At 56.6% G+C, this 26,043-nt stretch carries 25 protein-coding genes; 17 read left to right on the top strand and 8 right to left on the bottom strand.

All coding sequences use genetic code 11. The features are described 5' to 3' along the window. The first annotated feature begins 406 nt into the window (after nt 1-406). The 3 genes from M5R41_01505 (at nt 407) to M5R41_01515 (ending at nt 4,642) form a co-directional block, all read left to right on the top strand. On the top strand, nt 407-1,243 hold the full coding sequence (locus M5R41_01505) for a hypothetical protein (GenBank protein MCZ7555064.1): 837 nt from the start codon (nt 407-409) through the stop codon (nt 1,241-1,243). Nucleotides 1,244-1,762: 519 nt separating this feature from the next. Continuing rightward, nucleotides 1,763-3,448, top strand: a complete 1,686-nt coding sequence (locus M5R41_01510; GenBank protein ID MCZ7555065.1) for a glutamine--tRNA ligase/YqeY domain fusion protein — start codon at nt 1,763-1,765, stop codon at nt 3,446-3,448. 210 nt (nt 3,449-3,658) lie between these two features. After that, the gene (locus tag M5R41_01515) at nt 3,659-4,642 is read left to right on the top strand and encodes an NAD-dependent epimerase/dehydratase family protein (protein ID MCZ7555066.1); all 984 of its coding nucleotides are present in this window, start codon (nt 3,659-3,661) and stop codon (nt 4,640-4,642) included. A gap of 3 nt (nt 4,643-4,645) precedes the next feature. Here M5R41_01515 and nadD read toward each other — a convergent pair whose 3' ends face one another. From nadD to gltX, 3 genes are read right to left on the bottom strand one after another with little or no spacing between them, the layout of a single operon-like run. Further along, nucleotides 4,646-5,236 (bottom strand): nicotinate (nicotinamide) nucleotide adenylyltransferase, encoded by a 591-nt coding sequence (gene nadD / locus M5R41_01520; protein MCZ7555067.1) that lies wholly within the window; start codon nt 5,234-5,236, stop codon nt 4,646-4,648. Next, entirely contained in the window at nt 5,233-6,141 is a 909-nt protein-coding gene (locus tag M5R41_01525) for a glycosyltransferase (GenBank protein MCZ7555068.1), read from the bottom strand. Before M5R41_01525 ends, nadD begins: the two co-directional genes overlap by 4 nt. 12 nt (nt 6,142-6,153) lie before the next feature. Further along, entirely contained in the window at nt 6,154-7,596 is a 1,443-nt protein-coding gene (gene gltX / locus M5R41_01530; protein MCZ7555069.1) for a glutamate--tRNA ligase, read from the bottom strand. A gap of 272 nt (nt 7,597-7,868) precedes the next feature. On the opposite strand from gltX, the gene M5R41_01535 reads away from it, so the two are divergent. From M5R41_01535 to M5R41_01545, 3 genes are all read left to right on the top strand, one after another. Then, nucleotides 7,869-8,438, top strand: a complete 570-nt coding sequence (locus M5R41_01535; GenBank protein MCZ7555070.1) for a DUF4256 domain-containing protein — start codon at nt 7,869-7,871, stop codon at nt 8,436-8,438. 683 nt (nt 8,439-9,121) lie between these two features. Then, a complete protein-coding gene (locus tag M5R41_01540) occupies nt 9,122-9,400 on the top strand; it encodes a type II toxin-antitoxin system Phd/YefM family antitoxin (protein ID MCZ7555071.1) in 279 nt (92 codons plus the stop codon). Next, a complete protein-coding gene (locus tag M5R41_01545; protein MCZ7555072.1) occupies nt 9,397-9,723 on the top strand; it encodes a type II toxin-antitoxin system RelE/ParE family toxin in 327 nt (108 codons plus the stop codon). Before M5R41_01540 ends, M5R41_01545 begins: the two co-directional genes overlap by 4 nt. 334 nt (nt 9,724-10,057) lie before the next feature. Here the strand turns inward: M5R41_01545 and M5R41_01550 are convergent, their stop codons facing one another. Further along, the gene (locus M5R41_01550; protein MCZ7555073.1) at nt 10,058-10,186 is read right to left on the bottom strand and encodes a hypothetical protein; all 129 of its coding nucleotides are present in this window, start codon (nt 10,184-10,186) and stop codon (nt 10,058-10,060) included. A gap of 115 nt (nt 10,187-10,301) precedes the next feature. Here M5R41_01550 and M5R41_01555 point away from each other — a divergent pair, with 115 nt between their 5' ends. The 3 genes from M5R41_01555 (at nt 10,302) to M5R41_01565 (ending at nt 11,937) form a co-directional block, all read left to right on the top strand. After that, entirely contained in the window at nt 10,302-10,532 is a 231-nt protein-coding gene (locus M5R41_01555; GenBank protein MCZ7555074.1) for a type II toxin-antitoxin system VapB family antitoxin, read from the top strand. Between the two features lie 540 nt (nt 10,533-11,072). Continuing rightward, entirely contained in the window at nt 11,073-11,363 is a 291-nt protein-coding gene (locus tag M5R41_01560; protein MCZ7555075.1) for a nucleotidyltransferase family protein, read from the top strand. 70 nt (nt 11,364-11,433) lie between these two features. After that, nucleotides 11,434-11,937, top strand: a complete 504-nt coding sequence (locus M5R41_01565; GenBank protein ID MCZ7555076.1) for a DUF86 domain-containing protein — start codon at nt 11,434-11,436, stop codon at nt 11,935-11,937. Between the two features lie 73 nt (nt 11,938-12,010). On the opposite strand, the gene M5R41_01570 is transcribed toward M5R41_01565, so the two are convergent. After that, on the bottom strand, nt 12,011-12,292 hold the full coding sequence (locus tag M5R41_01570) for a hypothetical protein (protein ID MCZ7555077.1): 282 nt from the start codon (nt 12,290-12,292) through the stop codon (nt 12,011-12,013). A 177-nt stretch (nt 12,293-12,469) separates the two neighbouring features. On the opposite strand from M5R41_01570, the gene M5R41_01575 reads away from it, so the two are divergent. Then, nucleotides 12,470-12,667, top strand: a complete 198-nt coding sequence (locus M5R41_01575; protein ID MCZ7555078.1) for a type II toxin-antitoxin system VapB family antitoxin — start codon at nt 12,470-12,472, stop codon at nt 12,665-12,667. Continuing rightward, nucleotides 12,664-13,059 (top strand): PIN domain-containing protein, encoded by a 396-nt coding sequence (locus M5R41_01580; GenBank protein ID MCZ7555079.1) that lies wholly within the window; start codon nt 12,664-12,666, stop codon nt 13,057-13,059. The genes M5R41_01575 and M5R41_01580 overlap by 4 nt, the downstream gene beginning before the upstream one ends. A 207-nt stretch (nt 13,060-13,266) precedes the next feature. On the opposite strand, the gene M5R41_01585 is transcribed toward M5R41_01580, so the two are convergent. The 3 genes from M5R41_01585 to M5R41_01595 all read right to left on the bottom strand — a co-directional run bounded on the left by M5R41_01585 (nt 13,267) and on the right by M5R41_01595 (nt 19,361). Next, the gene (locus M5R41_01585) at nt 13,267-14,547 is read right to left on the bottom strand and encodes an adenosylhomocysteinase (GenBank protein MCZ7555080.1); all 1,281 of its coding nucleotides are present in this window, start codon (nt 14,545-14,547) and stop codon (nt 13,267-13,269) included. Nucleotides 14,548-14,577: 30 nt separating this feature from the next. After that, nucleotides 14,578-15,732 (bottom strand): methionine adenosyltransferase, encoded by a 1,155-nt coding sequence (gene metK / locus M5R41_01590; protein MCZ7555081.1) that lies wholly within the window; start codon nt 15,730-15,732, stop codon nt 14,578-14,580. Between the two features lie 362 nt (nt 15,733-16,094). Then, entirely contained in the window at nt 16,095-19,361 is a 3,267-nt protein-coding gene (locus M5R41_01595) for a S41 family peptidase (GenBank protein ID MCZ7555082.1), read from the bottom strand. A 220-nt stretch (nt 19,362-19,581) separates the two neighbouring features. Here M5R41_01595 and M5R41_01600 point away from each other — a divergent pair, with 220 nt between their 5' ends. From M5R41_01600 to M5R41_01625, 6 genes are all read left to right on the top strand, one after another. Next, a complete protein-coding gene (locus tag M5R41_01600) occupies nt 19,582-19,986 on the top strand; it encodes a hypothetical protein (protein ID MCZ7555083.1) in 405 nt (134 codons plus the stop codon). A 572-nt stretch (nt 19,987-20,558) separates the two neighbouring features. Beyond that, nucleotides 20,559-21,959: a cysteine--tRNA ligase gene (gene cysS / locus M5R41_01605; protein MCZ7555084.1), complete on the top strand. Its 1,401-nt coding sequence runs from the start codon at nt 20,559-20,561 to the stop codon at nt 21,957-21,959. 15 nt (nt 21,960-21,974) lie between these two features. Further along, nucleotides 21,975-22,499, top strand: coding sequence for a cyclic nucleotide-binding domain-containing protein (locus M5R41_01610; GenBank protein ID MCZ7555085.1), 525 nt, complete (start codon nt 21,975-21,977; stop codon nt 22,497-22,499). Then, on the top strand, nt 22,499-23,536 hold the full coding sequence (locus M5R41_01615; protein MCZ7555086.1) for an AI-2E family transporter: 1,038 nt from the start codon (nt 22,499-22,501) through the stop codon (nt 23,534-23,536). The genes M5R41_01610 and M5R41_01615 overlap by 1 nt, the downstream gene beginning before the upstream one ends. 151 nt (nt 23,537-23,687) lie before the next feature. Beyond that, a complete protein-coding gene (gene rlmD / locus M5R41_01620; GenBank protein MCZ7555087.1) occupies nt 23,688-25,133 on the top strand; it encodes a 23S rRNA (uracil(1939)-C(5))-methyltransferase RlmD in 1,446 nt (481 codons plus the stop codon). Next, nucleotides 25,094-25,942 (top strand): phosphatase PAP2 family protein, encoded by an 849-nt coding sequence (locus M5R41_01625; GenBank protein ID MCZ7555088.1) that lies wholly within the window; start codon nt 25,094-25,096, stop codon nt 25,940-25,942. The genes rlmD and M5R41_01625 overlap by 40 nt, the downstream gene beginning before the upstream one ends. The last annotated feature ends 101 nt before the right edge of the window (nt 25,943-26,043 follow it).

Consider the following 26,043-nt stretch of genomic DNA (forward strand, 5'->3'; position numbering starts at 1 on the left):
TCGTTGATTGTACCAATTTGATTCTGAAGATTCTGCCGCTTCTTGTGAGCTTTCAAGGTAGAAATGCGGGCGTAGAAAAGCAAAAAAACGATGGAATGCGGAGATGAGGTGCTCGCAGCTAACCTGTTATAATTCAATTCTTTACGGGTTTCACTATCATCCTGTCCTGTGGACGTTTCATCGTGCTCAAGAGAATGACAAGCTTCATGGGAAGGACAGAACAGTGCTTCACATCATACATTGCATTGCTGTATGTAATGCGGTCAACTGTCAGTGCCCCTGCCTGATCCTGCGCTTCGATGGGGGAGAGACGAGGCATCCCGCCATTTTTGACTTACGAAGCAGGGCCAAAATCGGTAATTTTTATGTTGAAATTTCTTAACCATGTTCAATTTGGGAGCATTGCATGGGAAGCACAGGACAATTCAATCAAAAGCGTTTGCCGGATCACGATTACTCGGAGCCGGGGACCTATCATCTGCGTTTCGACGTCGACAAGCACGGTGCGGTACTCGGCACGATGAACAAGGGAGTGATGACACTCAACACCTTCGGCGAGTTGCTGCTGGGAGTGCTCGGTGTCGCGCTGCAGGTATTCACGTGTCTTCGCATCGACGCGATGGACATTCGACCGCGCTGCGTCGAGTTTGTGGTCACAATCGATTCGTGGCGAAAGCCATTCATTTCCCGTTTCATCGAATGGTTCGACAAGTGGCTGTATCGTCGCCAGATGACCATTTCGGCGTTCGCGGGATATGTGAAAATGAACAGCGCGCGCCGCATCAACAGCGCGCGCGGAGGGAGCGGGACGCATTTCTGGACACTCGGGTACAAGGATCGCGTGCTGACGGATCCAGATGAGATCGAGCGAGTGTGCGCACGACTGGATGTGCGCTTCCGTCGCGTGCGCTGCTCACTGCGCTCCGAAGAGGTCGGTGCACAGAATGTACAGGTGCAAAGCTTTTCATCGGCCATGTTGAGCGGCTTGCGGAAGGTGTTCGGGGCATTGTGCGGCGGCGCAGACGTGGTTAGGCTTCCGGAGGCAGAGGAGTTGCCGTGCGACACGATGCTGCTGGGCCGGGCGCTGTTTCTGAACAACTCGCTGTTGCGGCCGTTGACCGGAATTTTTGGTAACAGGGAAGCGACAGGAGGAGAGAGTGTGCCCGGAGGTCTCACGCGAGTGCCGTTGATCTGGTCTGTGGGTCCAGGTAGGATTTTTCTGAAAGAGCCCGGTAATAGTTGACGGGCAGCATTGAGTTGTAATCCTGCGAAGGCGGGTTTGGGAAGCGGATATCCCGGGTCGGCGAGCGGCTGAGCGGGGAGGCGGAGCGTGGGGTGACGGATGAATTGCGTGGGGTGTAGGATGGGGAGGAGGGGTTGGGAGGCGGGAGTTTGGCAGCGTTGGGTGAAATGGGAGGCAACGGAGGGCAGTATCTGGTACTTTGGGGCATTGATTTCGATTCATGAATCGATTTTAGGAAACCGAGAAGCCCCCCCTCAATTTCGATTCATGAATCGATTTTAGGACACCGAGAAGCTACCCCCTCAATTTCGATTCATGAATCGATTTTAGGACACCGAGAAGCTACCCCGCTCAATTTCGATTCATGAATCGATTTTAGGAAACCAAGAAGCCCCCCGCGCTCCGACTGTTTCAAACCCCTATGCTCTCTCCTCCTAAAACGCTATCTTACCTCTTCCTCCCGCATCACGCTGGACCCTAGCACGAACCGTCGATACCAACAGACTCAAACCGGATACCATGCCACAAAACGATACCCCTGCAACCAGCAACTTCATTAAGCAAATCATTAACGAACATGAACGAACCGGCCGCTTCGGAGCCCGTGTCCATACACGCTTCCCGCCGGAACCAAACGGCTACCTCCATATCGGCCACGCGAAATCCATCTGCCTGAACTTCGGTATCGCACGGGAGTACGGTGGCCTCTGCAATCTGCGCTTCGACGATACGAACCCGGTGAAAGAAGATACGGAATACGTGGATTCCATAAAGGAGGATATCCGCTGGCTGGGATTTGACTGGGAAGACCGAGAATACTATGCCTCCGACTACTTCGAGACGCTCTACGGTTATGCAGAGCAACTCATCCTCGCCGATAAGGCCTTTGTCTGCGATCTCTCGGCGGAGGAAATTCGCCAGCATCGCGGAACGCTCACCGAAGCAGGCCGCAATAGCCCCTACCGCAATCGCGCCGTGGATGAAAATCTCGATCTTTTCCGCCGTATGCGTGCCGGTGAATTTCCCGATGGATCCCGTACCCTGCGTGCGAAAATCGATATGACCTCGCCCAATCTCAATATGCGCGATCCCGTCATGTACCGTATCCTCCGCGCCGAACACCACCGTACCGGTAATGACTGGTGTATCTATCCGACCTATGACTGGGCGCACGGACAGAGCGACTCCATCGAAGGTATTACCCATTCCATCTGCACATTGGAATTTGAAGATCACCGGCCGCTCTACGATTGGTTTATTGATCAATTGGGCATCCATCACCCGCAGCAGATAGAATTTGCACGCCTCAACCTGACCTACACGGTGATGAGTAAACGCAAGCTGCTCCGGCTCGTCCAGGATGGTATTGTTGATGGCTGGGACGATCCTCGCATGCCCACTATCTCCGGCTTGCGTCGCCGTGGCTTCACCCCGGCTTCGCTCCGCGATTTCGCGGACCGTATCGGGGTTGCAAAGAAGGAAAGCACCATCGACGTCGCGCTGCTTGAACACTGTGTTCGGGAGGACCTGAATAAACATGCCACCCGCGTCATGGCGGTACTGAATCCGCTCAAAGTGGTCATCACGAATTATCCCGAAGGGCAAGTTGAGCATCTGGAAGCGGTGAATAATCCTGAAGATGAATCCCACGGCAAGCGCGATCTGCCATTCTCACGTGAACTCTACATCGAACGCGAGGACTTCATGGAGGATCCTCCGAAGAAGTTTTTCCGTTTGTCGCCCGGGAGCGAAGTGCGACTGCGATACGCGTACATCATCCGCTGCGACGAGGTGGTCAAGGACGCACACGGCTATATCACTGAACTCCGCTGCTCCTACGATGCGGAAACGAAGAGCGGATCCTCAAACAGCGGCCGAAAAGTCAAGGGCACCATTCACTGGGTGTCTGTCGAACACGCAGTCACCGCGGACGTGCATCTGTACGAAGCACTGTTCCCCGTAGAGAATCCGGACGACGTACCGGAAGGGCAGGACTTCCTCTCCAATCTCGATACAAACTCGCATCGCGTCATTTCTGCCTTTGTGGAGCCGAGTCTCGCCACCGCCGCGCCCGGCGATCGTTTTCAATTCGAGCGTGTCGGGTATTTTTGTGTCGATTCAAAGCATTCGCTGCCGGGCAAACCGGTGTTTAACCGCACGGTGACGCTGCGGGATACTTGGGCGAAAATCGCGCAAAACACCTGATCTCGGTATCTGGGCTCGCTGCATGATGCGCACTGCAGGTGACGGAATATCCCTGTCCACGCCGTCCCGGGCCTCGCAGCGGAGCACGCCTCCAGCCATGAAACGCCCACGACAGGCATGTGAATACAGGGATGGAAATGCGACGCTGCAAACAGTAATGCGGGTAGTGAAACACACACCTGCATCAACATCACCGAAGTACATAGCCGTATGATTATCTCAGTTACCGGAGGAACAGGTTTTATCGGCAGTCATCTCATCGACAGACTGCTGGAACAGGGGCATGAGGTGCGCGCTCTCACCCGCCGTAGCAGCAATCTGCGATGGCTCGAAGGCAAGCCCGTGAAACTCGTGGAGGGTGATGTGCGCGACGCCTCATCGCTTCAGACGTTGCTCGACGGGGCGGACGTCGTGTACCACATCGCCGGTGTCGTCAAAGCGCGGGATCGTCAGGGGTATTTCGACGGCAACGTCAAAGCAACACAGAATATGCTTGAAGCAGCGCATCGCTTCGCTCCGGGGCTGCGGCGCTTCCTCTATGTGAGCAGCCAGACGGCCGCGGGACCATCAACCTCTCTCGATCGTCCGGTGCGGGAAGACGATACACCGCATCCCATCACCACATATGGGGAAAGCAAATGGGCAGCGGAGCAGTTGGTCCATGAATGGCGCGACCGCTTGCCTTGGACCATCGTGCGTCCGCCAGCTGTGTATGGTCCGCGTGACACGGAAATCTACATTTATTTCCAGGCGATATCCCGTGGACTGAATTCCATCATCGGTTTCGACGACAAACGCCTGAGTCTTGTGCATTCACACGATCTCGTCCGCGGCATCATGCTTGCAGCCGAAGCCGGGCATAGCGTCGGAGAAACCTACTTCATCGCCAGCGAGGAATTCTATTCCTGGCCGCAGGTCGGTCGCATCACCGCTGCGGCGCTGAACAAACGTTTCGTCACACTGCGTCTGCCGCATATGCTTGTGTATTCCGTGGCAGCCGTGGCGCAGTCCGTGGCAGCGCTGCAACGCAAGGCGGCGACGCTCAATCTCGAGAAAGCTCGCGATATCACTCAGCGCTATTGGACGTGTGACATTTCGAAAGCGGTGAAGGAACTGGGCTATCGTCAGGAAATGCCCATCGATAAGGGAATAGCAAATACCGTTGCGTGGTACCGCGAGCAGAAATGGCTCTGACCATCAGGACCTGGGATTTCGGTAGAGGCCCTGACTTTCGATGTATATCTGTACGGTCCAGGGTACGAGATACTGTATCGAGGCACCTGCGGCGACCCGCTGGCGGATATCTGTCGAAGAAATTTCGACGAGCGGCATGGTAAACCGCTGCGCCGAATCCGCAAATGCATGCTGCGCGTCGCCGGGCGAATGACCCGGTCTTCCGGCGACACACAAATGCGCAAGTCCGGCGATGACTTCAGGGTTTTTCCATAAGTGGAAATCCCGGAACGTGTCTTCTCCCATCAACAGAAACAACGTATCCTCCGCGTACCGTTCGGCCAGGTACCGAACGGTGTCTACGGAATACGACGTTTCCTCGCGTAATGCCTCCCAGTACTCGCCTCGGAACTTCCTGTTGTCCGAGAGTGCCAGTTCCACCATCTCGCACCTCAGCGCGGCTGGAAGCATATCCTCGTGGTTTTTGAAAGGGGATACATATGCGGGAACAAAGAGCACGACATCGAGCCCGAGTTGATCCGCCGCGCTTTGCGCGAGCAGCAGATGTCCGAGATGCGGGGGATTAAAGGTGCCGCCGTAAATGCCGATGTTCATACGTCTTGCCTGCGAGCGTGTTGTCGTTCACTTGTGCGGGAAAAGATCGCGATCTGTTTCAGCAACTGCCGCACGTCGCTGAGCAGCATTGTGCCGCGTACGGCGGCGATGGAAAATTTCGCGATAAGATAGACTTTCAGGGCAGAGAACTGCGCGAAGGAATTGTAACGCGCATAGTATCGCAGCTGCTCGCGCCGATACGCGCGGACGATTTCAGGATTCGCTTGCGGATCGGAGCCCCCGCCGAAATGCACCATCGCCGAGGCCGGCTGGCATGCCACCTTGTAACCGGCCGTGCGGACACGACGGCACAGATCGACATCCTCAAAATAAAAATAGAACGATTCATCGAAACCACCGACGGCCTCCCACGCCTCGCGTCGTATCAACATCACGGCTCCGGTAATCCAGTCCGCGTCGCGCATTGCTGTTGTGGCACGCTCCCTGTCCAGCACGATACCTCCCGCGCGGCTGCGCCTCTGCCGTCCGCGCTCACGGAACTCGCTGCCAAGATCAGGATCATCTCCCCATGATAGTTGGAAACGTCCGTCGGGAAAGCGCAGCATCGGTCCCAGTACACCGACCTCCGGATGCGCATCCATCGTTTCCCGTAACGCTTCCACCGAACCCGCAGGTATATCCAGATCGTTGTTCAAAATCAATATGTATCTGCCACGCGCAAGAGCCGCACCGGCATTGCAGGCCGCACCGTACCCGCGGCTGTGTTCGATGCGAAGCACGCGTGTTCGAGGGGCTTCGCGCAGCGCGGCGGCTGGAGAAGATGATGAAGCGTTATCCACGACGATGCACTCGAGCTCCGTATCGCGCACGGAGAGGAGACACTCCAGCACATGCGATGTGTACTCCGCTTTGCCGAAATGAATGATGATGGCGCTGATGTCCACGGCTCGCCCGGCTCAGGACAGTTGCGCGGCCGCTCGCGCGATGCACATGTCGCGTCCGAGTATTTCGGCCGTGGTGCCGAGGTCCGGACCATGCGGGGCACCGGTGAGCGCGATGCGAATAGGCCCGAAGAGCGCTTTGCCCTTTATTCCGCTTTCCTTCTGAATGTCGGATATCATGGCCTTGATTGCGGGCGCGGTCCACTCGCCGGGTGCCTTCGCTTTCGCGAGGAAATCACGCAACACCTGTCGCGAGATTTCGGAGTCGAGAATGTCACGGGATTCCGCGTCATCAATGATAATGGGAGAGGAACTGAACGGCCGCAGCAGGGGAGCAATATCCGAAGGCAAGGACAGGTAGCTGCTCAGCAGCGTCGTGATGGAGATGCAGCGCGCCGTATCGGCGGTGTCGATGCCCGCTTCCGCCAGCCACGGCTGACAGATGTTCACGAGTGTTTCGGCGGGCAGAGATCGTACATACTGCGCATTGAACCATTGGAGCTTGTCGATGTCGAATACGGCACCGGCCTTGCTCACGCGATCCAGCGTGAAGTCACGCTCCAGATCGTGCAACGTGAACAATTCCCTGTCATCGCCGGGATTCCACCCAAGCAGGGCGACAAAATTGATCAACGCTTCAGGTAAATAGCCCTTGGCGCGGTAGTCCTCCACAGCGACATCGCCCTGGCGCTTGCTCAGCTTGCTCCTGTCCTGATTCAACAGCAATGGCAGATGCGCAAATTGCGGCGCATCCCATCCGAAACAGTCGTACAACAGCAAATGCTTCGGTGTGGAAGGCAACCACTCCTCCCCGCGAATCACGTGGGTTACGCGCATGTGATGATCATCCACGACATTGGCCAGATGATACGTGGGGAAGCCATCGCTCTTGAGCAGCACCTGATCGTCGATTACCTCGTACGCAACGGAGATCTCACCGCGCACCAGATCGGTGAATTGCATAGTTCCGAGCAACGGTACTTTCAGACGCACCGTGAAGCTGCAATCACTCTCGAGCTTCTCACGAATCTCCGACTCGCTGAGCGACCGGCAGGTCCGGTCATAGGATGCATCCTGCTTCGCTTCGATCTGCCTGTTGCGCGAACGCTCCAGGTCTTCGGGTGTACAGAAACACCGGTAGGCCTTGCCCTCCGCGAGAAGCTGATCGACGTGCTGCCGATACAGCTCGGTGCGCTCGGATTGGATATAGGGCCCGTATGGCCCCCCGTTGCGCGGTCCCTCATCGAAGGTAATGCCTGCCCACTCCAGCGTATCGAGGAGGTTTTCGACGGCGCCCTCGACATAGCGGCTTCTGTCTGTGTCCTCAATGCGCAGAATCGTGCGTCCCCCATGATGCCGGGCGAACAGATGGTTATACAGTGCGGTGCGAAGGCCGCCCACATGCAGAAAACCGGTGGGACTGGGGGCGAAGCGGACGCGAATATCGGATGTGCTCATAATGATTGTTGCGATACTGTTCCAAAACTTCTAATATACGTCGTCAATGAATACCGTGCCCGAAACACACCCCGTCAACATGCGGGCGTCGGACATGATACGCAAACACATCTCGCGCACCTGCGAAAATCCTTCGGATTCGCGCTGAGGCAGAGACGGCACCGGGACGCAAGACACAGGTATCGCCGGGCAGCCATTTCGCGCATCGTTACTGCCGCTGGTGCACCGGCGTCCGGAGTCTCCTAAACACATACACACAGGAATCACGTACGATGAATACACGCAAAAAGAGCAGTCTGAACGCGGAGCAGCGTGCTGCGCTTCTCGAAACCCTGCGGCTTCGCTTCCATGCCAACATGCGGCGTCACACCGGTTTGGAATGGCAGCCGATTCATGATCGGCTCAAGAGCAATCCGGAAAAACTGTGGTCTCTGCACGAGATGGAACGCACCGGCGGTGAGCCGGATGTGATCGGTTACGACTCCGACAGCGATTCCTACATCTTCTGTGACTGTTCGCCCGAGAGCCCGGTCGGTCGGCGCAGCGCGTGCTACGATTCCGAAGCGCAACAATCCCGAAAGGAACACGCGCCCGAACACAATGCTGTGGATTTCGCCGCCGCGATGGGGGTCGAGCTTCTGACGGAGGAACAGTACCATACGCTGCAGACCATAGGACCCTTCGACATGAAAACATCGAGCTGGCTGAAAACGCCGCCAGAGCTGCGGGCGCTTGGCGGAGCCATTTTCGGCGACTATCGCTATGGCCGTGTCTTCATCTATCATAATGGCGCGCAATCATACTATGCCGCCAGGGCGTTTCGCGGACTGTTGATGCTCTGAGGTTTACTCTGCAGCAGAAACAACCCTGCAACATCCGAATGTGGAAATGTGGGTTGCGTCGTGCAGGGTATCCATCGCTCCACCCATGCTGAGCATCAAACCGTGTGGACACCGCGCAACGTTGAGATCGATGACAATCCGACCACACGGGTGAAGAAACCACAGAGATTTTTTACCATGAAGAGACGGTTACAGGCGTCTTGACGCTGTTTATGTGCACAAGAAGAGAGGGGAGTTCCGCAGTATCCGTCGTGCACACAGAGCCGAGCGTTCGAAGAACGATTGCTCCTCAACACAGTGGCCTACGCGGTATCGTTTTTCAAGCTCACCCGCTGAGTACGACTTCGAATATTTCTCGGCATTGACCACTGGTAGCGATAATCCAGAATTCGGAATCCTATGAGTCTCATGCCCCGGCATTTTACTCAGGTCGTTGTCGAATCTGCACCTCGATTGCGGATACCGTGAACACAGCTGTCGCAGGAGCAGTGGAAAAAAAATCTTGACGATGCTGACCTGAACCGTAATTCTCTCTCAAAACGTTGCGCGGTGATTACGCATTGGGGCATCCTGCGAGTTGCACCGGCATGCCGGCTGCATCAACCGTCGCAAAGCGGCATTGCAATGCCGCTTGACAGTGAACCTGTTTACGGACTATATTTGGTCATGCTAGGAGAATCGTCATGAAACTGTCTCATCAAATCAAACCGATCAGTTATTTGAAAGCCCATGCGGCGGAAATCGTGCGGAATATGTCCGCACAGGATGGACCCCTGATTATCACACAGAACGGCGAAGCGAAGGTTGTGATGCAGGACATCGAAAGCTATGAACAAGCACAAGAGACCATGGCCCTGCTGAAGATTCTCGCCCTTGGCGCGCGACAAGTCGAGGAAGGCAAGGTTCAGCCGGCCGGTGATGTTATAAGGCAGCTTCGGAACCGGAGCAAGAAACACAAATGACCTGCCGCGTACTCCTCACCGATGATGCGTCCCGCGATCTCGAGGAATTGTATGACTACATCGAATTCCACGACGCGCCGGCAAGGGCGGAATATGTGCTCGGTAAGATTGAGGAAGCCATCGCGAAGCTTGCGGAAAATCCGGAGCGGGGAGCATACCCGAAGGAATTGTTGGCAATAGGTCTTCGCGATTACCGCGAGATTTTTTTCAAGCCCTACAGGATAATCTACCGGCTCAGCTCCAGGCAGGTGCACATTATGCTCATCACCGATGGCCGACGTGATATGCAGGCAGTACTGCAGCGACGGTTGCTGCATGCATGATCTGGACTCCGTGCCCCGCAATGCGTTTGCGTGATGTGCGATGTATTGCCACGTGAGGAAACGAATTGCATCATCACCTGTGAACCTCCGCTGCGAAACACACAAGGGAAAAGCATACAGAATCTCTGATGAAGGTCTCGTCTATGGAGGGTGTCAATGTCAGCGATCCCTTTGGGAACCCGACCGGCTCCTTCAAAACAGGTTCAGGGATATGGCATAGATGGTACGACTGGTGACGAGCGCTCGCTTTCAAAGCGCAGTTTTTCGTTATGCGGAAAACCAACGGGGACGCAGCCATTGCGTCCCGTTATACAAGCGATACGACGTTGCGCGTTTACGTACCCGCCCTGTAGTCGTTCATGTAGGCGAGCTGCTCTGGGGTGAGCTTGTCGATTTTGTGGCCCATGGTGGCGAGCTTCAATTTCGCGATGTTCTGATCCTGCTCGTCGGGGATGTCGTGCACGGCGATATCGAGGCGCTTGCCCTTTTTGGTGAGCTCGGCAATGCGGAGCTACGAAAGGAACTGATTGGCGAAGCTCAGGTCCATCATTTCCGAACTACGACCTTCGGCTTCAGCGATGCCATACGTGCATGCGGAACAACTGTTCCTGGATACGGATCTTGTCAGATACTGGGATCCAACGCGGTGTTTCACACAAACCTTTGTGCTAAACTGTGTGCAAATTGAGGAAGTATTGCCGACGAACCTGTCGATTGATGACAAACTGATCAATGCGGCTCAGAGGCTGGGGAAGCTTCGGACAAAGAAAGAGGTGGTGACGACGGCCTTGCAGTTTCTCACTGCTTAAAAAAAACGGTCGAAACCACTCAAATTGTTCGAAACCGTCGATTTAGATTCTACCTGCGACTACTGGAGAGCTCGCAAGGGATGAAAGTCCAGATCGATATCTGTGTCTGGTCGGGCGTACTTCTCCGTCGCGACCATCTGCATTTGTTGACCGCTCTTCGCAGCGATGTGAAAGTTTTTTGCCGGGTAAGACACTTCGGACTATTGCCACGGAGGTGCCTTGGGAGGAACGGCACAAAGGATCAATCAGATGAAGAAGAAGGCGGCACCGTTTGAGAATACTAGAGCTGCGCAAGCCATGGTTCCCATCCCCTCAGGAATAAAGCCCCTGGAAGAGAAATACGATGAAGCATCAAACACTGAACCCGGACTCATACCTTGCACCTTGGGACCAGAGAGAGTATTTTTATCGTCAAATACGTGGTGAGAATGCACGACAGCATAAACCGAACGATCAAGGAGAGCACCTCCAAGTAGTGAAACACCGCAATAATTGAACCTTGAGTGGAAGAGTCGTTGAGGAAGCAAAATCTGTTCATTTATGAAAACGCTACAGGATATACTGAAAACCCTTCGCAAGCACAAAAATCGCTTGTTTCTCGACTATCCCATAAAGTCGCTTGCGATTTTTGGTTCCTATTCACGGGAAGAACAAAACGACTCCAGCGATATAGATATTCTCGTCGAGTTCTCGGGAAGGGTCGGCGTACGATTCATCGATCTGGCGGATGATCTGGAAAAAATCATCGGGTTCAAGGTGGATCTCGTTTCCAGGAATGGGATTAAAGATAAATACCTCCAGTCCATCGATTCAGAGCTGTTTTATGTCTAGGCGGGATACAATATTGCTGTTAGACGATATGCTCCAATCGGCGCGGAAAATCTGACGATATACAAGAGACATCGACTTTGACGCCTTCGCATCCGATGATAAAACTATGGATGCGGTTGTTCGCAATTTTGAGATTATTGGAGAAGCTGCCAACAGGGTTGAACAGGATTTCAAGGATAATAATCCGGAAATCGAATGGCAAAGAATTCGTGGATTCCGTAATAGGATCGTACACGACTACTTCGGGATCGATTATGAAATCGTATGGGAAATTTGCGAGACGTATGTGGATGAATTGATCGAACTTCTGGAGTCCGCAATTGGCAGGAATGAAGCTACCTGGCCGATACCGCGAGAACGAGTGTGTTTCCGAGAGAAGAGGTCATGTTTCCTAAAAAGTATAGACTTCGCATTGAAACGCCCCGACGATTTCCTGCTCATCGTATTGTTGAGGTATGGGACACGGGATAAGAAATTCAACTACGTCTATTGCGAGCTTTATCCTGAAGTTGCGGCCACGGGAGAGACGAGGCTGCATCGATATTTTCGTACGTTTGTTTTTAGACAGAAGTAGCATCGTCAGCAACATAGCGCGGAATGGAACATTTGAGATGTGACGTCTTGTTGTGCACCATACCCGGGTTTTCTCAGAGTTCTTCACATGAAAAAACGGGACACAGCAATCTGCGTCCCGCTTTTTGTAAAAGAAGTATCCGCGCTTTTTCGCTCCAGGCGCTGAAGTCGTTCATGGAGGCGACCTGCTCCGGTGTGAGCTTGTCGATTTTGTGGCCCAAGGTGGCGAGCTTCGGCTTGGCGATGTTCTGATCCTGCGACTCCGGAATGTCGTGCACACCCGGATCGAGGCGCTTGCGCTTGCGGGCGAACTCGGCCGGCCGGACCCGCGAAAGAAATTGCTTCGCGAAGCTCATGTCAACACTTCCGAAGTACGCCCTCCGACCGCTGCCGGCTAGCCAGGCACATGCGAGAACTTGCCGTACGCTGCACGCGTTACGGCTTAGTACAATATGTCAGGGCGAGACGTGGCATGAGAGTCTCTTGTATCACACACGGTAATGTGTTACACTGTGTGTAAAAATGAGGACGTAATGCCGACAAATCTTGCAATCGACGATACACTCATCACGACAGCGCAGAAGCTCGGGAAATTCCGCACGAAGAAGGAAGCGGTCACAGCCGCGTTGCAGTTTTATATCGCTCAGAAGAAGCGTATGGAGTTGCTCAAGCTGTTCGGCGACGTCGATTTCGATGACAGATACAACTACAAGCGGGCTCGCAAGGGATGAGAGTGCTGATCGATACCTGTGTCTGGTCGAGCGTGCTACGCCGTCGCAAACCCGACCAGGAGATGACGGCGCTTGTGACCGACCTGATCGTTGACGGCCGCGCGGTGCTCATCGGGCCGGTAGTTCAGGAGATACTCTCCGGGGTTCGCGATGAAAAACAGTTTGCGGTATTGCTGAAGCATCTCGCACCGTTCGAGGACATTCCATTGAACCGATGGCATTTCGAAAAAGCGGCGGAGTTTTGCAACATCTGCCGAAGCCATGGGATTCAGGGCTCGACTATCGATTTCCTCATCTGCGCGGTGGCGCACATGGAGGGCCTTCTCATTCTGACCACGGACAAGGACTTCACGCTCTTCGCCGAGCGTCTGCCGGTCACAATGTATCGGTGAACAGTGCAGCGGCACACTTCGAAGTGCGCGCTGCGGAGGGGGGGGGCGCATCGGAGAATGCGGAATGCATCGACCCGCGTGTGCCCGGCAGACGGCTCGGGGCTGATCCCTATCCATAATTGTAATTCATCTTCAGTCCATTCCCTGAAAAAAAAACGGGCCGCAGCATTCTGCGTCCCGTTTTTCGAATCTGAAATATCCTCGCTGTTACGTACCGGCGCTGTAGTCGTTCATGTAGGCGACCTGCTCCGGGGTGAGCTTGTCGATTTTGTGGCCCATGGTGGCGAGCTTCAGCTTGGCGATGTCCTGATCCTGCGACTCCGGAATATCGTGCACGCCCAGATCGAGGCGCTTGCCCTTGCGGGCGAGCTCGGCAAGACGAACCTGCGAAAGGAATTGGTTCGCGAAGCTCATGTCCATCACTTCCGAAGGATGACCCTCGGCCGCGGCGAGATTCACAAGACGTCCCTGCGCGAGCAGATAGATGCGGTTGCCGCTCTTCTTGATCACGTATTCCTCGTTGTTCGCGCGGATGGTGCGCTTGCTCTTGGCCAGTTTTTCCAATTCGGGAATGTTGATCTCGCAATCGTAGTGGCCGGTGTTGCACACGATTGCGCCGTCCTTCATCGCCGCGAAATGACGTTCGCGGATCACATCCTTCACGCCGGTGGCGGTGATGAACACGTCGCCGATTTTCGCGGCCTGATCCATGGTCATGACTTCGTGGCCTTCCAGCGTGGCCTTGAGCGCTGCCGTGGGCTTGATTTCGGTGACGATGGTGTTAGCGCCGAGACCCTTGGCGCGACTGGCGACGCCCTTGCCGCAGTGGCCGTAACCGGCGATCACGACATTCTTACCCGCAAACAGTATGCTGGTCGCGCGGAGAATACCGTCCAGCGTGCTCTGACCCGTACCGTACACGTTGTCGAAGTCCCACTTCGTCTCGGCGTCGTTGACGGCGATGATCGGGTACTTCAGCTCGCCGGCGTCTGCCATGGCGCGAAGGCGTTGCACACCGGTGGTGGTTTCCTCGGTGCCGCCGAGAATGTAGGGAATGAGCTTCTGATGCTTGTTGTGGATGGTGAAAATGAGGTCGGCACCATCATCGAGCGTCAGGTTGGGCTTGAAGTCCAGGGTGCGCTCGATGGCCCAGTAAAATTCCTTCACATTCATGCCGTGCCAGGCGTAAATGGAAACGCCGTTGGCGGCGAGGGCGGCTGCGACTTCATCGTTGGTGGAAAGGGGATTGCATCCGCTCCAGCTTACTTCCGCGCCGGCGGCAACGAGCGTCTCGACCAACACGGCGGTTTCCTTGGTCACGTGCAGACAGCCCGCGATACGGAAACCCTTCAGCGGCTTGGTCTTGCTGTATTTCGCGCGCAGCGCCATGAGCACGGGCATGCGGCTTTCCGACCATTCGATTTTCTTGCGGCCTTCGGCGGCGAGCTTCAGGTCCTTTACTTTGTAGTTCTTTGCGGCTTTTGCCATGAGAGAAACATTCTCCGATTATGGAAAAAATTATGCTAATGCTTTTTTGATGTCCTTGACCATGTCCAGCGCTTCCCAGGTGAAGCTCTTCTCGTTGCGACCGAAGTGTCCGTACGCCGCCGTTGCGCGGTAAATCGGGCGGCGCAGTCGGAGGCGTTCAATAATTCCATGCGGTGTCATGTCCACGTTTTTCGCGACCCAGCGCTCGATAACGGTGTCGGTAACGCCGTTCTTTGCGGTACCGTGCGTATCGATGTGCACGGATACCGGCTTTGCGACGCCGATGGCGTAACCGATCTGTATCGTAACTTCGTCCGCCACGCCTGCGGCGACGAGATTCTTGGCGAGATGGCGGGTAGCGTACGCCGCGCTGCGATCCACTTTCGAGGGATCTTTGCCGCTGAACGCGCCGCCGCCGTGGGGAGCCCAGCCGCCGTAGGTATCGACGATAATCTTGCGTCCGGTAAGGCCGGAGTCGCCGTGCGGTCCGCCGATCTCAAAGCGGCCTGTAGGATTGACGTGCAGCTTGATGTTGCCTTCGAGCAACCCGGCGGGGAAGACTTCGTTGATCACATACTGCGTGACATCCTCGCGAATCTTTTTCTGCGTGGCGCCGGGATCGTGCTGCGTGGAAACGACGATGGTATGCACACGCTTCGCTGTCCGGCCTTCATATTCAAAGGTGACCTGCGATTTCGCATCCGGGCGCAGATAGGGCATCAGTGTCGGATAGTGCTTGCGGATATCCGCAAGACGCTGCACGAGCTTGTGCGCGTACATGATGGGCATGGGCATGTATTCCGGCGTCGCGTTCGTGGCATAGCCGAACATGATGCCTTGGTCGCCGGCACCGCCGGTCTTGACGCCGCGGAAAATATCCGGGGACTGCTGATGAATGTGCGATGCGACGCCGCAACTGTCCGCGTCGAAGCGGTAGCGGGGATCGGTGTAACCGATTTCCCTGACTGTCTGGCGCACGATTTCCTGCACATCCACGTAAGCGGAGGTTGTGATTTCGCCGCCGACGAGAACGAAGCCCGTCGTCGTGAAGCACTCGCAGGCGACGCGCGCCTGTGCATCCTCGCGCAGGATGCTGTCAAGAACCGCATCGCTGATCTGATCGCAGACTTTGTCGGGATGCCCTTCGGAGACGGATTCGGATGTAAACAGATACGACATTGCCATTGCCCATGTGTAGTGATCGATGCTGAAAACGAATCATGCTCTGCCTGCGGTGTTCCTGCAGCTTACAGGCTCAGAACCGCTGTACGTGCCCTTTTCCGCACGCTGTCGCGATATGTCGGGCTGTTCGGTGAAAAACTATCCCGGCAGATGCTGAAACCTTATAATTTAGAAAAAATTTTCTTGCAAGAACAGCGGGAAAAAAATTCCCTCCTCTGTGATTTTCTGTGCCACGTCGGACGTCGGCGCGCCTACCCTCGCATGCCCGGCTCCCGCGGAGAAGGGGAGAGCGTCACACCTGCCGGAACGGACAGGAAAACGGGTGGCCGCAACCACCCGCTCTTCCTGTACAGTTCTCGCAACGCCTATCGCGAACCGGGACGCGATTCGTCCGGCGGAACGGGACGCGGGACGGGACGCACAGGATTTTCCTGCAGTTCACGCAGCAACACTTCCACCGCCTTTTGCAGCGAGGGATCTATGCCGCGCGCGACGAGGTCCGGCCGGTCGATGACTTCTATGTCGGGCGACACGCCTTCGTTTTCTATCACCCAATTGCCTTCCGGGTCATAGAAGCGGAATGTGGGGACGCTGACGGAACCGCCATCCACGAAATTCGGCTGTCCGGTGAGACCGATCAGCCCGCCCCAGGTGCGCGTGCCGATGAGTTGACCCAAACCGCGTTTCTTGAAATAGTACGGGAAGGCGTCGCCGCCGGAGGACGAATAGTGATTGATGAGACAGACCTTGGGTCCACGATGGAATACATCCGGCGCGGACATGGGCTCGATATTGCGGCGCGCCCAGTAGTTCAGTGCCTGGCGATCGAGGAGCTCGATCATGTTGTAGGGGATGAAGCCGCCTCCGTTGTACCTATCATCAAGTATCAGGGCCTGTTTGTTCGCCTGCGGATAGAACCATTTGAACAGTTCGCGATTCCCCTCCGCCGCGGTGTTCGGTATCCAGATGTACCCGATGCGGCCGCCCGAGGCGCTGTCCACCCAGGCCATATTGCGCTTCACCCAGTCGAGGAAGCGGACGTTGGTTTCGCTTTTTACGGGACGCACCATCACGTTCCGCGCTCCCTCCGGTGAGGGGCGGGTGTTCACGGTGACTTTCACGGTGCGTCCGTGTGTGTTCTCCAGAAAACGGAATGGATTATCCGGTACGACGATTTCCTTGTCGTCGACGGCGATGAGGTAGTCGCCGGCACGCACGTTGACGCCATGCTCTGTAAGAGGAGAGCGGAAGGCCTCGTGCCAGTTTTCCCCCTCGAAAACCTTGCCGATGCGGTAATAGCGATTTCCGGCATCCTCGAACTCGCAGCCGAGTAAGCCGCCTTCTATGCGCTTGACCCTGTGCTCGTCACCGGAATTCACATACGTGTGTCCGGCGTTCAGTTCGGATATCATTTCCCCGATAATGAAGTCGAGGTCGGAGCGCCGGCCGAGTGCGGGTAACAGGGAGGCATATTTTCCGCGCAACGCGTCCCAGTCGTAGCCGTGCATGGCGGGATCGTAGAACCAGTCCCGCATGATACGCCAGGCATCGGAAAACATCTGTCGCCACTCCAGCCGGGGATCGATGCGCATGTCCATGCGCGCGAGATTGAGGGCTCCATCTCCTTTTTTCTGACCGGCGCGCACCGCCACGATGCCCCAGCTGCCGCCGGCCGCGTAGAGTATGCTCTTGCCGTCACGAGACAATTCGTAGCCTCCGATACCGTCGAAGACGGTTTCCTCTTTCTGTGCCGCAATGTCATAGCGCAACAGCGCGCGCTGGCCGTCCTTTATCCTGATGTACAGCACGGCACCTTCGCCGGCTTCGAGACTGAAGTAGGTGGCGTCGCTGACGGGCAAGGCGACAACGCGATCGGCGAATCCCTCCGCACTGATGCGTACCTTCGGTGCGCGGGCGGTATCCGCGGATGCGGGGCCTCCTTCTTCGTCACTGCGCCAGGGACGGAACGCCGGGACCTCGGGATGCAACGCGGCGGCGTACACGCGTGTGGCGTTGGTGTAGAGATAGCGGAATTCGAAGGCGCTGAATGTCAGATTAAAGTCGCGGTTGGAGAGAAAGAACATGTATTTGCCGTCGCGCGAGAATACCGGATTGAAGTCATTGGACATTCCGGAGCTGAGCAGCAGCGGCGTATCCTTCTCCGTGTCGTACACCCAGATACCGTTGAGGTCGCTCGGTGCAACGTCGGTGTACACGAGCCAGCGGCTGTCGGGGGACCAACGGAAGTGCGTGATGTCGTATCGTCGGCCGCGCACAAGCTCGCGCACGGCACCCGTGGCTACGTCGGCGATGCAGAGGCCGCGCGCCTTGTCCGCGAAGGCGATACGCCGGCCGTCCGGCGACCATTGCACGGAAAATATCCAGCCGCGGGATCCGCTGGTGAGCTGCCGCGCAGGGGAGGTATTATCGGCGGGACGCAGCCATATTTCGTACTCACCGCTCTGATCGCTGACGTATGCTATCGTTTTTCCGTCGGGAGACCAGGATGCGGCGCGCTCGCGCACTCCCTGCGTGCCGGTGAGATTGCGGATTTCGCCATGCTCGGCGGGGACGCTGAACAGATCGCCACGCGCCGCCATGATGACGCGTTTGGCCGAAGGTGAGAGCGCGGTGCCCTCGATGAAATCACTGACGCTCCGGATGCCCGGCAGTGTCTCGCGGCCGTCGGCGCGCAGGCCGATACGGAGTTGCCGCGAACTTCCGCTGCGCGTTTCATATACATGAAGTTCGCCGCCGCATTCATAGATGATCGCGTCCGGACCGCTGCTCGGCCACAGTACGTCCCAGGTATCGTGTTGCGTCACTCTTCGCACGGTTTTTCCGTTCAGATCCATGGCAAAGAGATTGAGCGTGAATTCCCTGTCGGAGGTGAAATACAATGTATCGCCGATCCACATCGGCTGGTTGTCCGTCATGATGTGGTCGGTCAGGCGTTCGGCGGAAACCTTCTCAAGATCGAAGAGCCAGACGTCCTGCGCGCGTCCTCCGCGGGTACGTTTCCATGTGCGCCATTCGCGGGAAATAGGAGTGTACACCATGCGCTTGCCGTCCGGCCCAAATTCCCCCATGCCTCCCTCAGGGATGATGAGCGGCGTTTCGAGTCCTCCGGAAAAGGGGATGGTGTAGAAACGGCTCAATCGTTCGTCCCAGGGCAGGCGGTTCGCACGGAACAGTATGCGCGTGCCGTCCGGCGTCCACCCCAGCACCTGATGATCGAAGCCACCACGCGGCGGCATTACACCCGCATCGTTGTACCAGGTCAGCTGCCGGGGCGTACCACCCTCGCTGGGCATGACGTATATCTGTCTGCTGCCGCTGTACTCGGCTGAAAACGCTATCCACTTTCCGTCGGGCGAAAATTTCGGGAAGAGCTCCTGTCCCTCATGCGACGTGAGCTGCCGCGCTGTACCACCGTTTGCAGACACAGTGTAGATGTCGCCTGCGTGGACGAACACCACGGCGTCGCGGTGTATGTCGGGGAAGCGAAGAAGCCGCTTGCCATCGTTGTCGACATCGGCCCGCGTCGCGAGTGGCTGGGCGCCGGCGGCGGCGACGAAGAGCATAAGGAACATGATGAGGTGAGCCGGGGGAGACAGGTGCGATGGGGTCATTGTGTATCCTCGTTGCGTTGGGGCAATCCTTGTGCTACGTGTTTTGAAAATAGGAGTTTCATTCGGGAATTCTGTTACCGGATTTGGCTCTGTGAGACAAAGGAGAACGCTGGTCCCGAACCGCACCCACGGGAGATTTCAATGCAGGAAAGATTTCAATGCAGCGGAGAATCCGTATATTGCACCGAATCGCATCACATTCACCATCGTCCCGCGCATCATGCAAACGTTTGAACTCCTCGCCCTCGTCACCTTCCTCACATCCTATCTGCTGAGTGCTCTGCGCGCCATCGCCACACCGGAGCAGTATCGTGACAGGGAAATTGCATTCTACCGCAGCGGGAAGGTGGGCGTCTTCGAGCTCGTCTCCTTTCTGCTCACCGGACTCGCGCTGGGATTTCTCATCGTGCATTTTGTACTTGAGACTCCGAAAATCTCTCAGATACTGCTCTATGGCATGATCATCATCTTCGACCTGATGATGCCCTTTCATTTCTTCCCGTTTTTCCGCGACCGCATGGTGAGTTCATTGAAGCAGAAAACTGCGGCGCAGTACCGCAGTTCCGGGCTGAAACGCCTCGCCATCGCCGCGGTGATCATCCTGCTTCCGTTCATCTACCGCTGATGCCCGCTCGCGCGGTCTGCGTATCGCTACGTATACTGCCATGTTGGGTATGTTTCGGGTGAGCCCCGCATCAGCCCGAGGCTGACGACGTATTTCGACTCTGACAAACCGCAGGGAGGGGAATGTAACGCAGGGGCGCAGAGGCGCAGAGGTGCAGAGGCGCAGAAGGAAATACGATATTGGGGCATGAACCATTATCTCATTCCCACCTACCCTTGTGCCTCTCCACATGGATTTCTTCTCCATATGCCAGTCCTGTGACTCTCTGCGCTGAGTTCTTCTCATCCCTGGATCATTGCTCTGCGTCTCCGCGCCTTTGCGTCTCTGCGTTCAATTCCCTTCCCCTGCGTCTTTCCTTTGCATCTCTGTGTAGGCACGCGCGGTACCTCCAGTGCGGCGCTCCTGAATCTGGATAAAATGGTGGTAGCAGCAACATCGTTCGGGATTCGCGGTAGCTTCGGCTTCGCTCAGCTACCGTCGAAGGGCGGTTCATGGTTTGTCCTGTTCCCTGAACGGCTGTACTTTTGTACGACAGGCAACGCATCCTTCACTTTGCTGGATAGTAACGATTCATGGCCGTATCGCTGTACAACACGCTGACGAAAAAACTGGAAGAATTCAAACCCCTCACAGAGGGTCAGGTGCGCATGTACACCTGCGGCCCGACGGTGTACAATTTTTTCCACATTGGTAATGCGCGTTCGTTCGTGATGTCGGACGTCATTCGGCGCTATCTCGAGTATCGCGGCTACGCGGTGACCTACGTCATGAACATCACGGATGTGGACGACAAGATCATCAAGGCCGCGAATGAAGAAGGCGTGCCGTCGTCGGCTATCGCCGAGCGCTATACCGCGGCTTTTCTGCAGGATACGGAGCGCTTCGGTATCCGTCCCGCCACGGTCCACCCTCGCGCCACAGAGTGCATCACAGATATCATCGGGCACATCGAGGGCCTGATAGCGAACGGCTCGGCCTATGTGGTTGAGGGCGATGTGTATTTTTCCGTGGAGGCCTTTGCGGAGTACGGCAAGCTCAGCGGCAAACTCGTGGAGGATTTGCGCATGGGCGCCCGTGTGGACACAGATGATCGCAAGGTGCATCCGGCCGATTTCGCGCTGTGGAAAAGCGCAAAGCCGGGCGAACCCTCGTGGGAGTCGCCCTGGGGCAACGGCAGGCCGGGTTGGCATATCGAATGCTCGGTGATGTCGCAGAAATACCTCGGCGAAACGTTCGATATTCACGCGGGCGGCAACGATCTGATCTTTCCGCATCATGAAAATGAAATCGCGCAGAGCGAAGCGCTCACGCATGCGCCTTTCGCGCGCTATTGGATTCATTTCGGTTTTCTGAATGTGGACAATGAAAAAATGTCCAAATCGCTCGGTAATTTTTTTACCGCGCGCGAAATCCTCGACAAGTACAGCGCCGAAAGTCTCCGCTTTTTCTATCTTCAGACGCATTACCGCAGCCCGTTGAATTTCGTGCAGGAGGGCCTGGACGCCGCGAAGGCGGGTTTGCAGAAGCTGCAGAGTTTGTACGATACTCTCGGTGGCGACGGAGCCGGCGCAAATGGCTTCGACGTATCGCCGTACGAGCAGCGCTTCATCGAGGCCATGGACAATGACTTCAATGCTCCGGCGGCGCTTGGTGTGCTGTTCGAACTCGTGCGCGACGTCAACGCCCGTCTGCATTCCGCGGAAGGGGTGAACGCCGAAAGCCGGGCCGCTGTGCGTGCGTTTCTTCGTCGTACGGCTCTGGACGTCTTCGGTGTCGTTGCCGAGAGCGGTGAGCGGCAGGGTGAGGACAGTGCCCTGGTGGAGCAACTCATGCAACTGCTGATTGATCTGCGCAGCGAAGCGCGAGCGCAGAAGCAATGGGAGCTGTCGGATCGCATACGCGACGGTTTGAGTGAACGCGGCATCGTCCTGGAGGACGGTCGCGATGGTACGAAATGGAAACGGCAATCATGAACGGTCAGGGGCACCATGAGTACAAGCAGTGATCCCTCATTTCTCTGGAGCAATTATTTTCGCCGCGACGACGAGAAGGATATTTTCACGCTGTTGCGAGGTATCCCGATCTTTGAGGATCTGAGCAGGCGCGATTTGAAGGCGCTCGAACGTATTCTTCACCGCAGAAAATATCACGGTGGGGAATATGTGTTTCGAGAGGGCGATCCCGGCCTGGGAATGTACATCATCGAACAAGGGGAGATTTCCATCGTCAGCGAAAGCCGGAGCTGCGAAATTTCGCGTTTACGCAAAGGCGAATTTTTCGGAGAAATGGCGCTGTTCAGCGACAGGCCGCGCACTGCCAGCGCCGTAGCCTACGACGATACGAAGCTGTTCGGCTTTTTCCAGCCCGATCTGTTCGGACTTCTGGAAACGAGTCCGCGTATCGGCGTGAAAGTCGTTCTCAAACTCGCGCGCATTCTGAGTGAGCGCCTGTACAAGGCCAGCGAGGAGAATACGCGTCTCGTCACGGAACAGCAGCGCAACCCGGCTCCGTGATGCTCACCAACACCAAAATACTGATCGTTCTTCTGCTGCTGTTCATTGCGGCCTTTCTGGCGCTGACGGTGTACACCATCGGGACGGTCGTGGCGATGCTCCTCCTGTCCCTGTTATTCGCCTTCATCATTTCGCCCGCCGTGGATTTCCTGGAAGGGAAGGGAGTCCCGCGAACGGCGGCGGCTGTTGTGGTTTTTCTCTTTGCCCTGGCGGCCTTCGCCTTCGTGGTGTACATTCTCTCGCCGCTGATATTCGAGCAATTACTTTCCCTGCAGGAAATGCTCAATCTCGGACAATTGCGACGGGGAATCACGCGATTCGAACGACTGTTGCAGCGGAACCTCTCCTTCCTCGGTGTGCGACGCATCACGTTTGGCACCAAGGTCGAGGAGTGGCTCGGTTCGGTATTTGACAATGTGCTCAACATCGCGTCGGGTCTGGTGGGACTGATAATCTTCATCGTCATGACGCTGATTTCCACCTTTTTCCTGCTCAAGGATGGACGCCGTCTCAAGAAGAGTTTCATCGAAATCGTTCCGAACCAGTTTTTCGAGATGGCGCTGAGCATTGTGCACAAAATCGACTGGTCGCTGGGCGCGTATCTTCGCGGTATAGTGCTGGACGCGCTGGTGATCGGCGCCCTCGCCACCACGGCGATGTGGCTGCTCGGTATTCCGAACTACGCACTGATCGGCGTCGTGGCCGCCGTCGCGAATCTGGTGCCCTACCTGGGCCCCCCCACCGCCGCGCTCGTGGCAAGCATGATATCCGTGCTGTCGCTCAATACCTTCGAGGAAGTACCGATCATTCTCATCGCTTTCACATTGATTCGACTTATCGACGACGCCATCGTCCAGCCGTTGACCATTTCCCAGAGCGTCAAACTGCATCCGCTGACCATCATTTTCACGATACTGATCGGCGGACATCTGTTCGGCATTCTCGGCATGTTGTTCGCCGTGCCCATTGCGGGTGTGATCAAAGTCGTATTATCGGAGTTGTACGCGGGGCTCAAACGCTACCGGGCCGTGTATTAACACAGAACGGTGCGACGATTAAGACGCACAGCGCCATCAGGTCGGTCTGTTCGTCTGCGCGAAAGTGTGTGCGGCAGCGTGTATCGTGAGCGTCTCGACCCATCCTCTGACATTTCCTTTATCAGATCTTCGGAATTACCGTACATCCATTATGACAGAAGATATTCAGGCAACCCCTGCACCCATTCGACGCGGCGATATTCTGTTGCTCGATATTGAAAAAGCGGCTTTCGAGGGCAAAGCCATTGCGCGGCCGGACGGCTTCGTCGTGTTTGTGCAGGGCGCTGTGCCCGGCGACAAAGTGGAAGCCGAAGTGTACCGCAAGAAGCAACATTTTGCCGAGGCCCGCTTGCTGCGCGTCGTCGAGGCATCGGAGCAGCGTGTCGAGCCGCGCTGCAGTCATTTCGGCGTGTGCGGCGGCTGCAGCTGGCAGCATCTCGCGTACGAGCAGCAGTGCCAGTGGAAACGCGATCACGTACGGGACGCATTCGAACGTATCGGTGGTTTCGGGAATCCGTCGGTCAGAGACACGCTGTCCGCGTCGGAGCCGTTCTGGTACCGCAACAAAATGGAATACAGCTTCGGCGAAATGCGCTGGCTGCTTCCGGGCGAGCTCGGTACGGTGGACCGCGACGCCGAGCTCTTCGCCCTGGGCCTGCACGTGCCCAAGCGCTACGACCGTATTCTGGACATCAGAGAATGTTTTCTGGAATCACCGGAAAGCAACGCCATTCTCTCCGCCACGCGGGAGTTTTTTCTCTCGCGCGGCATACCGGCGTATTCCACGCGAACACACACCGGAGAATTGCGCCATCTCGTCATCCGCGAAGGCAAGAACACCGGCGAACGCATGGTGTTTCTCGTCACATCCAATGAACTTCCCGAACTTTATGGAGCCTACGCCGAATTATTGAAAGATACGCGCTTTGCGGTGAGCACCTTCGTGCAGGGCGTGACATCGCGGAAATCTTCCGTCGCCATCGCCGAAAAGGAAATCACCTGGTTCGGCGACGGAAGCATCATGGAACGGCTGGGACGCAACACCTTCCGCATCTCACCTACTTCGTTTTTCCAGACCAACACGCTGCAAGCCGAGCGCCTGTATGCGACCGCAGAAGCAGCGGCCGGACTCCGGCCGGAGGATACGGTTTGGGACCTCTACTGCGGCACGGGCACCATCGCGCTCTTCATCGCGCGCGATGTGCGGCATGTGGTCGGCGTGGAGCTCAACGAGGCGGCCATCGCCGACGCGCGGAGGAACGCTGCGGATAACGCAATCGGGAATGTGGAATTTCATTGCGCCGACATCGTCGATTTTCTTGCTCCTGAGCGTAGTGCCGGGATTCCGCGACCCGACGTCATCATCGTGGACCCGCCGCGCGCGGGCATGCACACAAAGGTTGTGGAAGCGATCGGCGCCTCCGGTGTGGAGCGTCTGGTGTATGTCAGCTGCAATCCGTCCACCAGCGCCCGCGACTGCGCGATGCTCGCGGAATGCGGTTATGAAGTGACGGAGATCACCCCGGTGGATATGTTTCCCCATACCTGGCATATCGAATGCGTGATCGCGCTGCGCAGGAAAGGCGAGCCCGCGTGATACGGGGCTGCATCGTCGCAGTCGCATTGCTGTGCATGCTCGCGTCCGTTGCGGAAGGGCAGAGCCGGCGCGATGGATTCGGGCACCACGCGAGCGTGTTCGGGGAGGACTGGGGTCATGTGCTCAGCGCTCCCGTGCATTTCAACGGCAACGACTGGCTGCTCGCGGGCATCGCTGTTGTGGCCACCGCGTCGTCGTGGATGGTGGACGAGGACGTGCGTGAATGGTCGCAGGCGCATCGCGATCCGCAACGTGACGACTGGCTGCTCATCGGCGACTATTACGGTACCGGCGAGGTGAGCACGGGTGTCGCCCTGTTGTTGTATGCGGGGGGCGAGGCCTTCGACGATACCTGGTCGCGCACGACCGGGCGCATGGTCTTTCAGTCCATGGTGTACTCCGAGGTATTCACGCATGTCATGAAAGCGGTGATTGGTCGCAGCAGACCCTACGCGGACCGGGGGAATGCGGATTTCCATCCCTTCACGCTCGCGCACGAGCGTACGTCGTTCCCGTCCGGACACAGCACGGCGGCGTTCGCACTGGCCACGACACTGTCCCGTCGCATCGGTCATCCGGCGGCGACGGTGCTGTTGTTTACGCTGGCGGGCGTTACCGTGCTGCAGCGCATTGTTTCCGACAGTCACTGGCTGTCCGACACTGTTCTTGGCGCGGCGATAGGGACGTCCACGGCCTGGGCAGTGACCGAACTGGAGAATCGGCGTGAGAGGGAGGCGGAGCAGATCCCGCCGGGGCGGCAGAGCACTCCCCGCCATGCGCCATTACTGCATGCGCGCATTTCGTTTTGATGCGAGAATCCAGCGACGTCTCACGATGAGCATCGTGCACGGGACTAGGCCTGGGTAGCTGATTGTTAGAAAACGTTACTCTCGCTGTGCTGCCGCTAATC

It is taken from the genome of Bacteroidia bacterium, from assembly GCA_027493955.1.
Classification (GTDB): Bacteria; Bacteroidota; Ignavibacteria; order SZUA-365; family SZUA-365; genus JAOSJT01.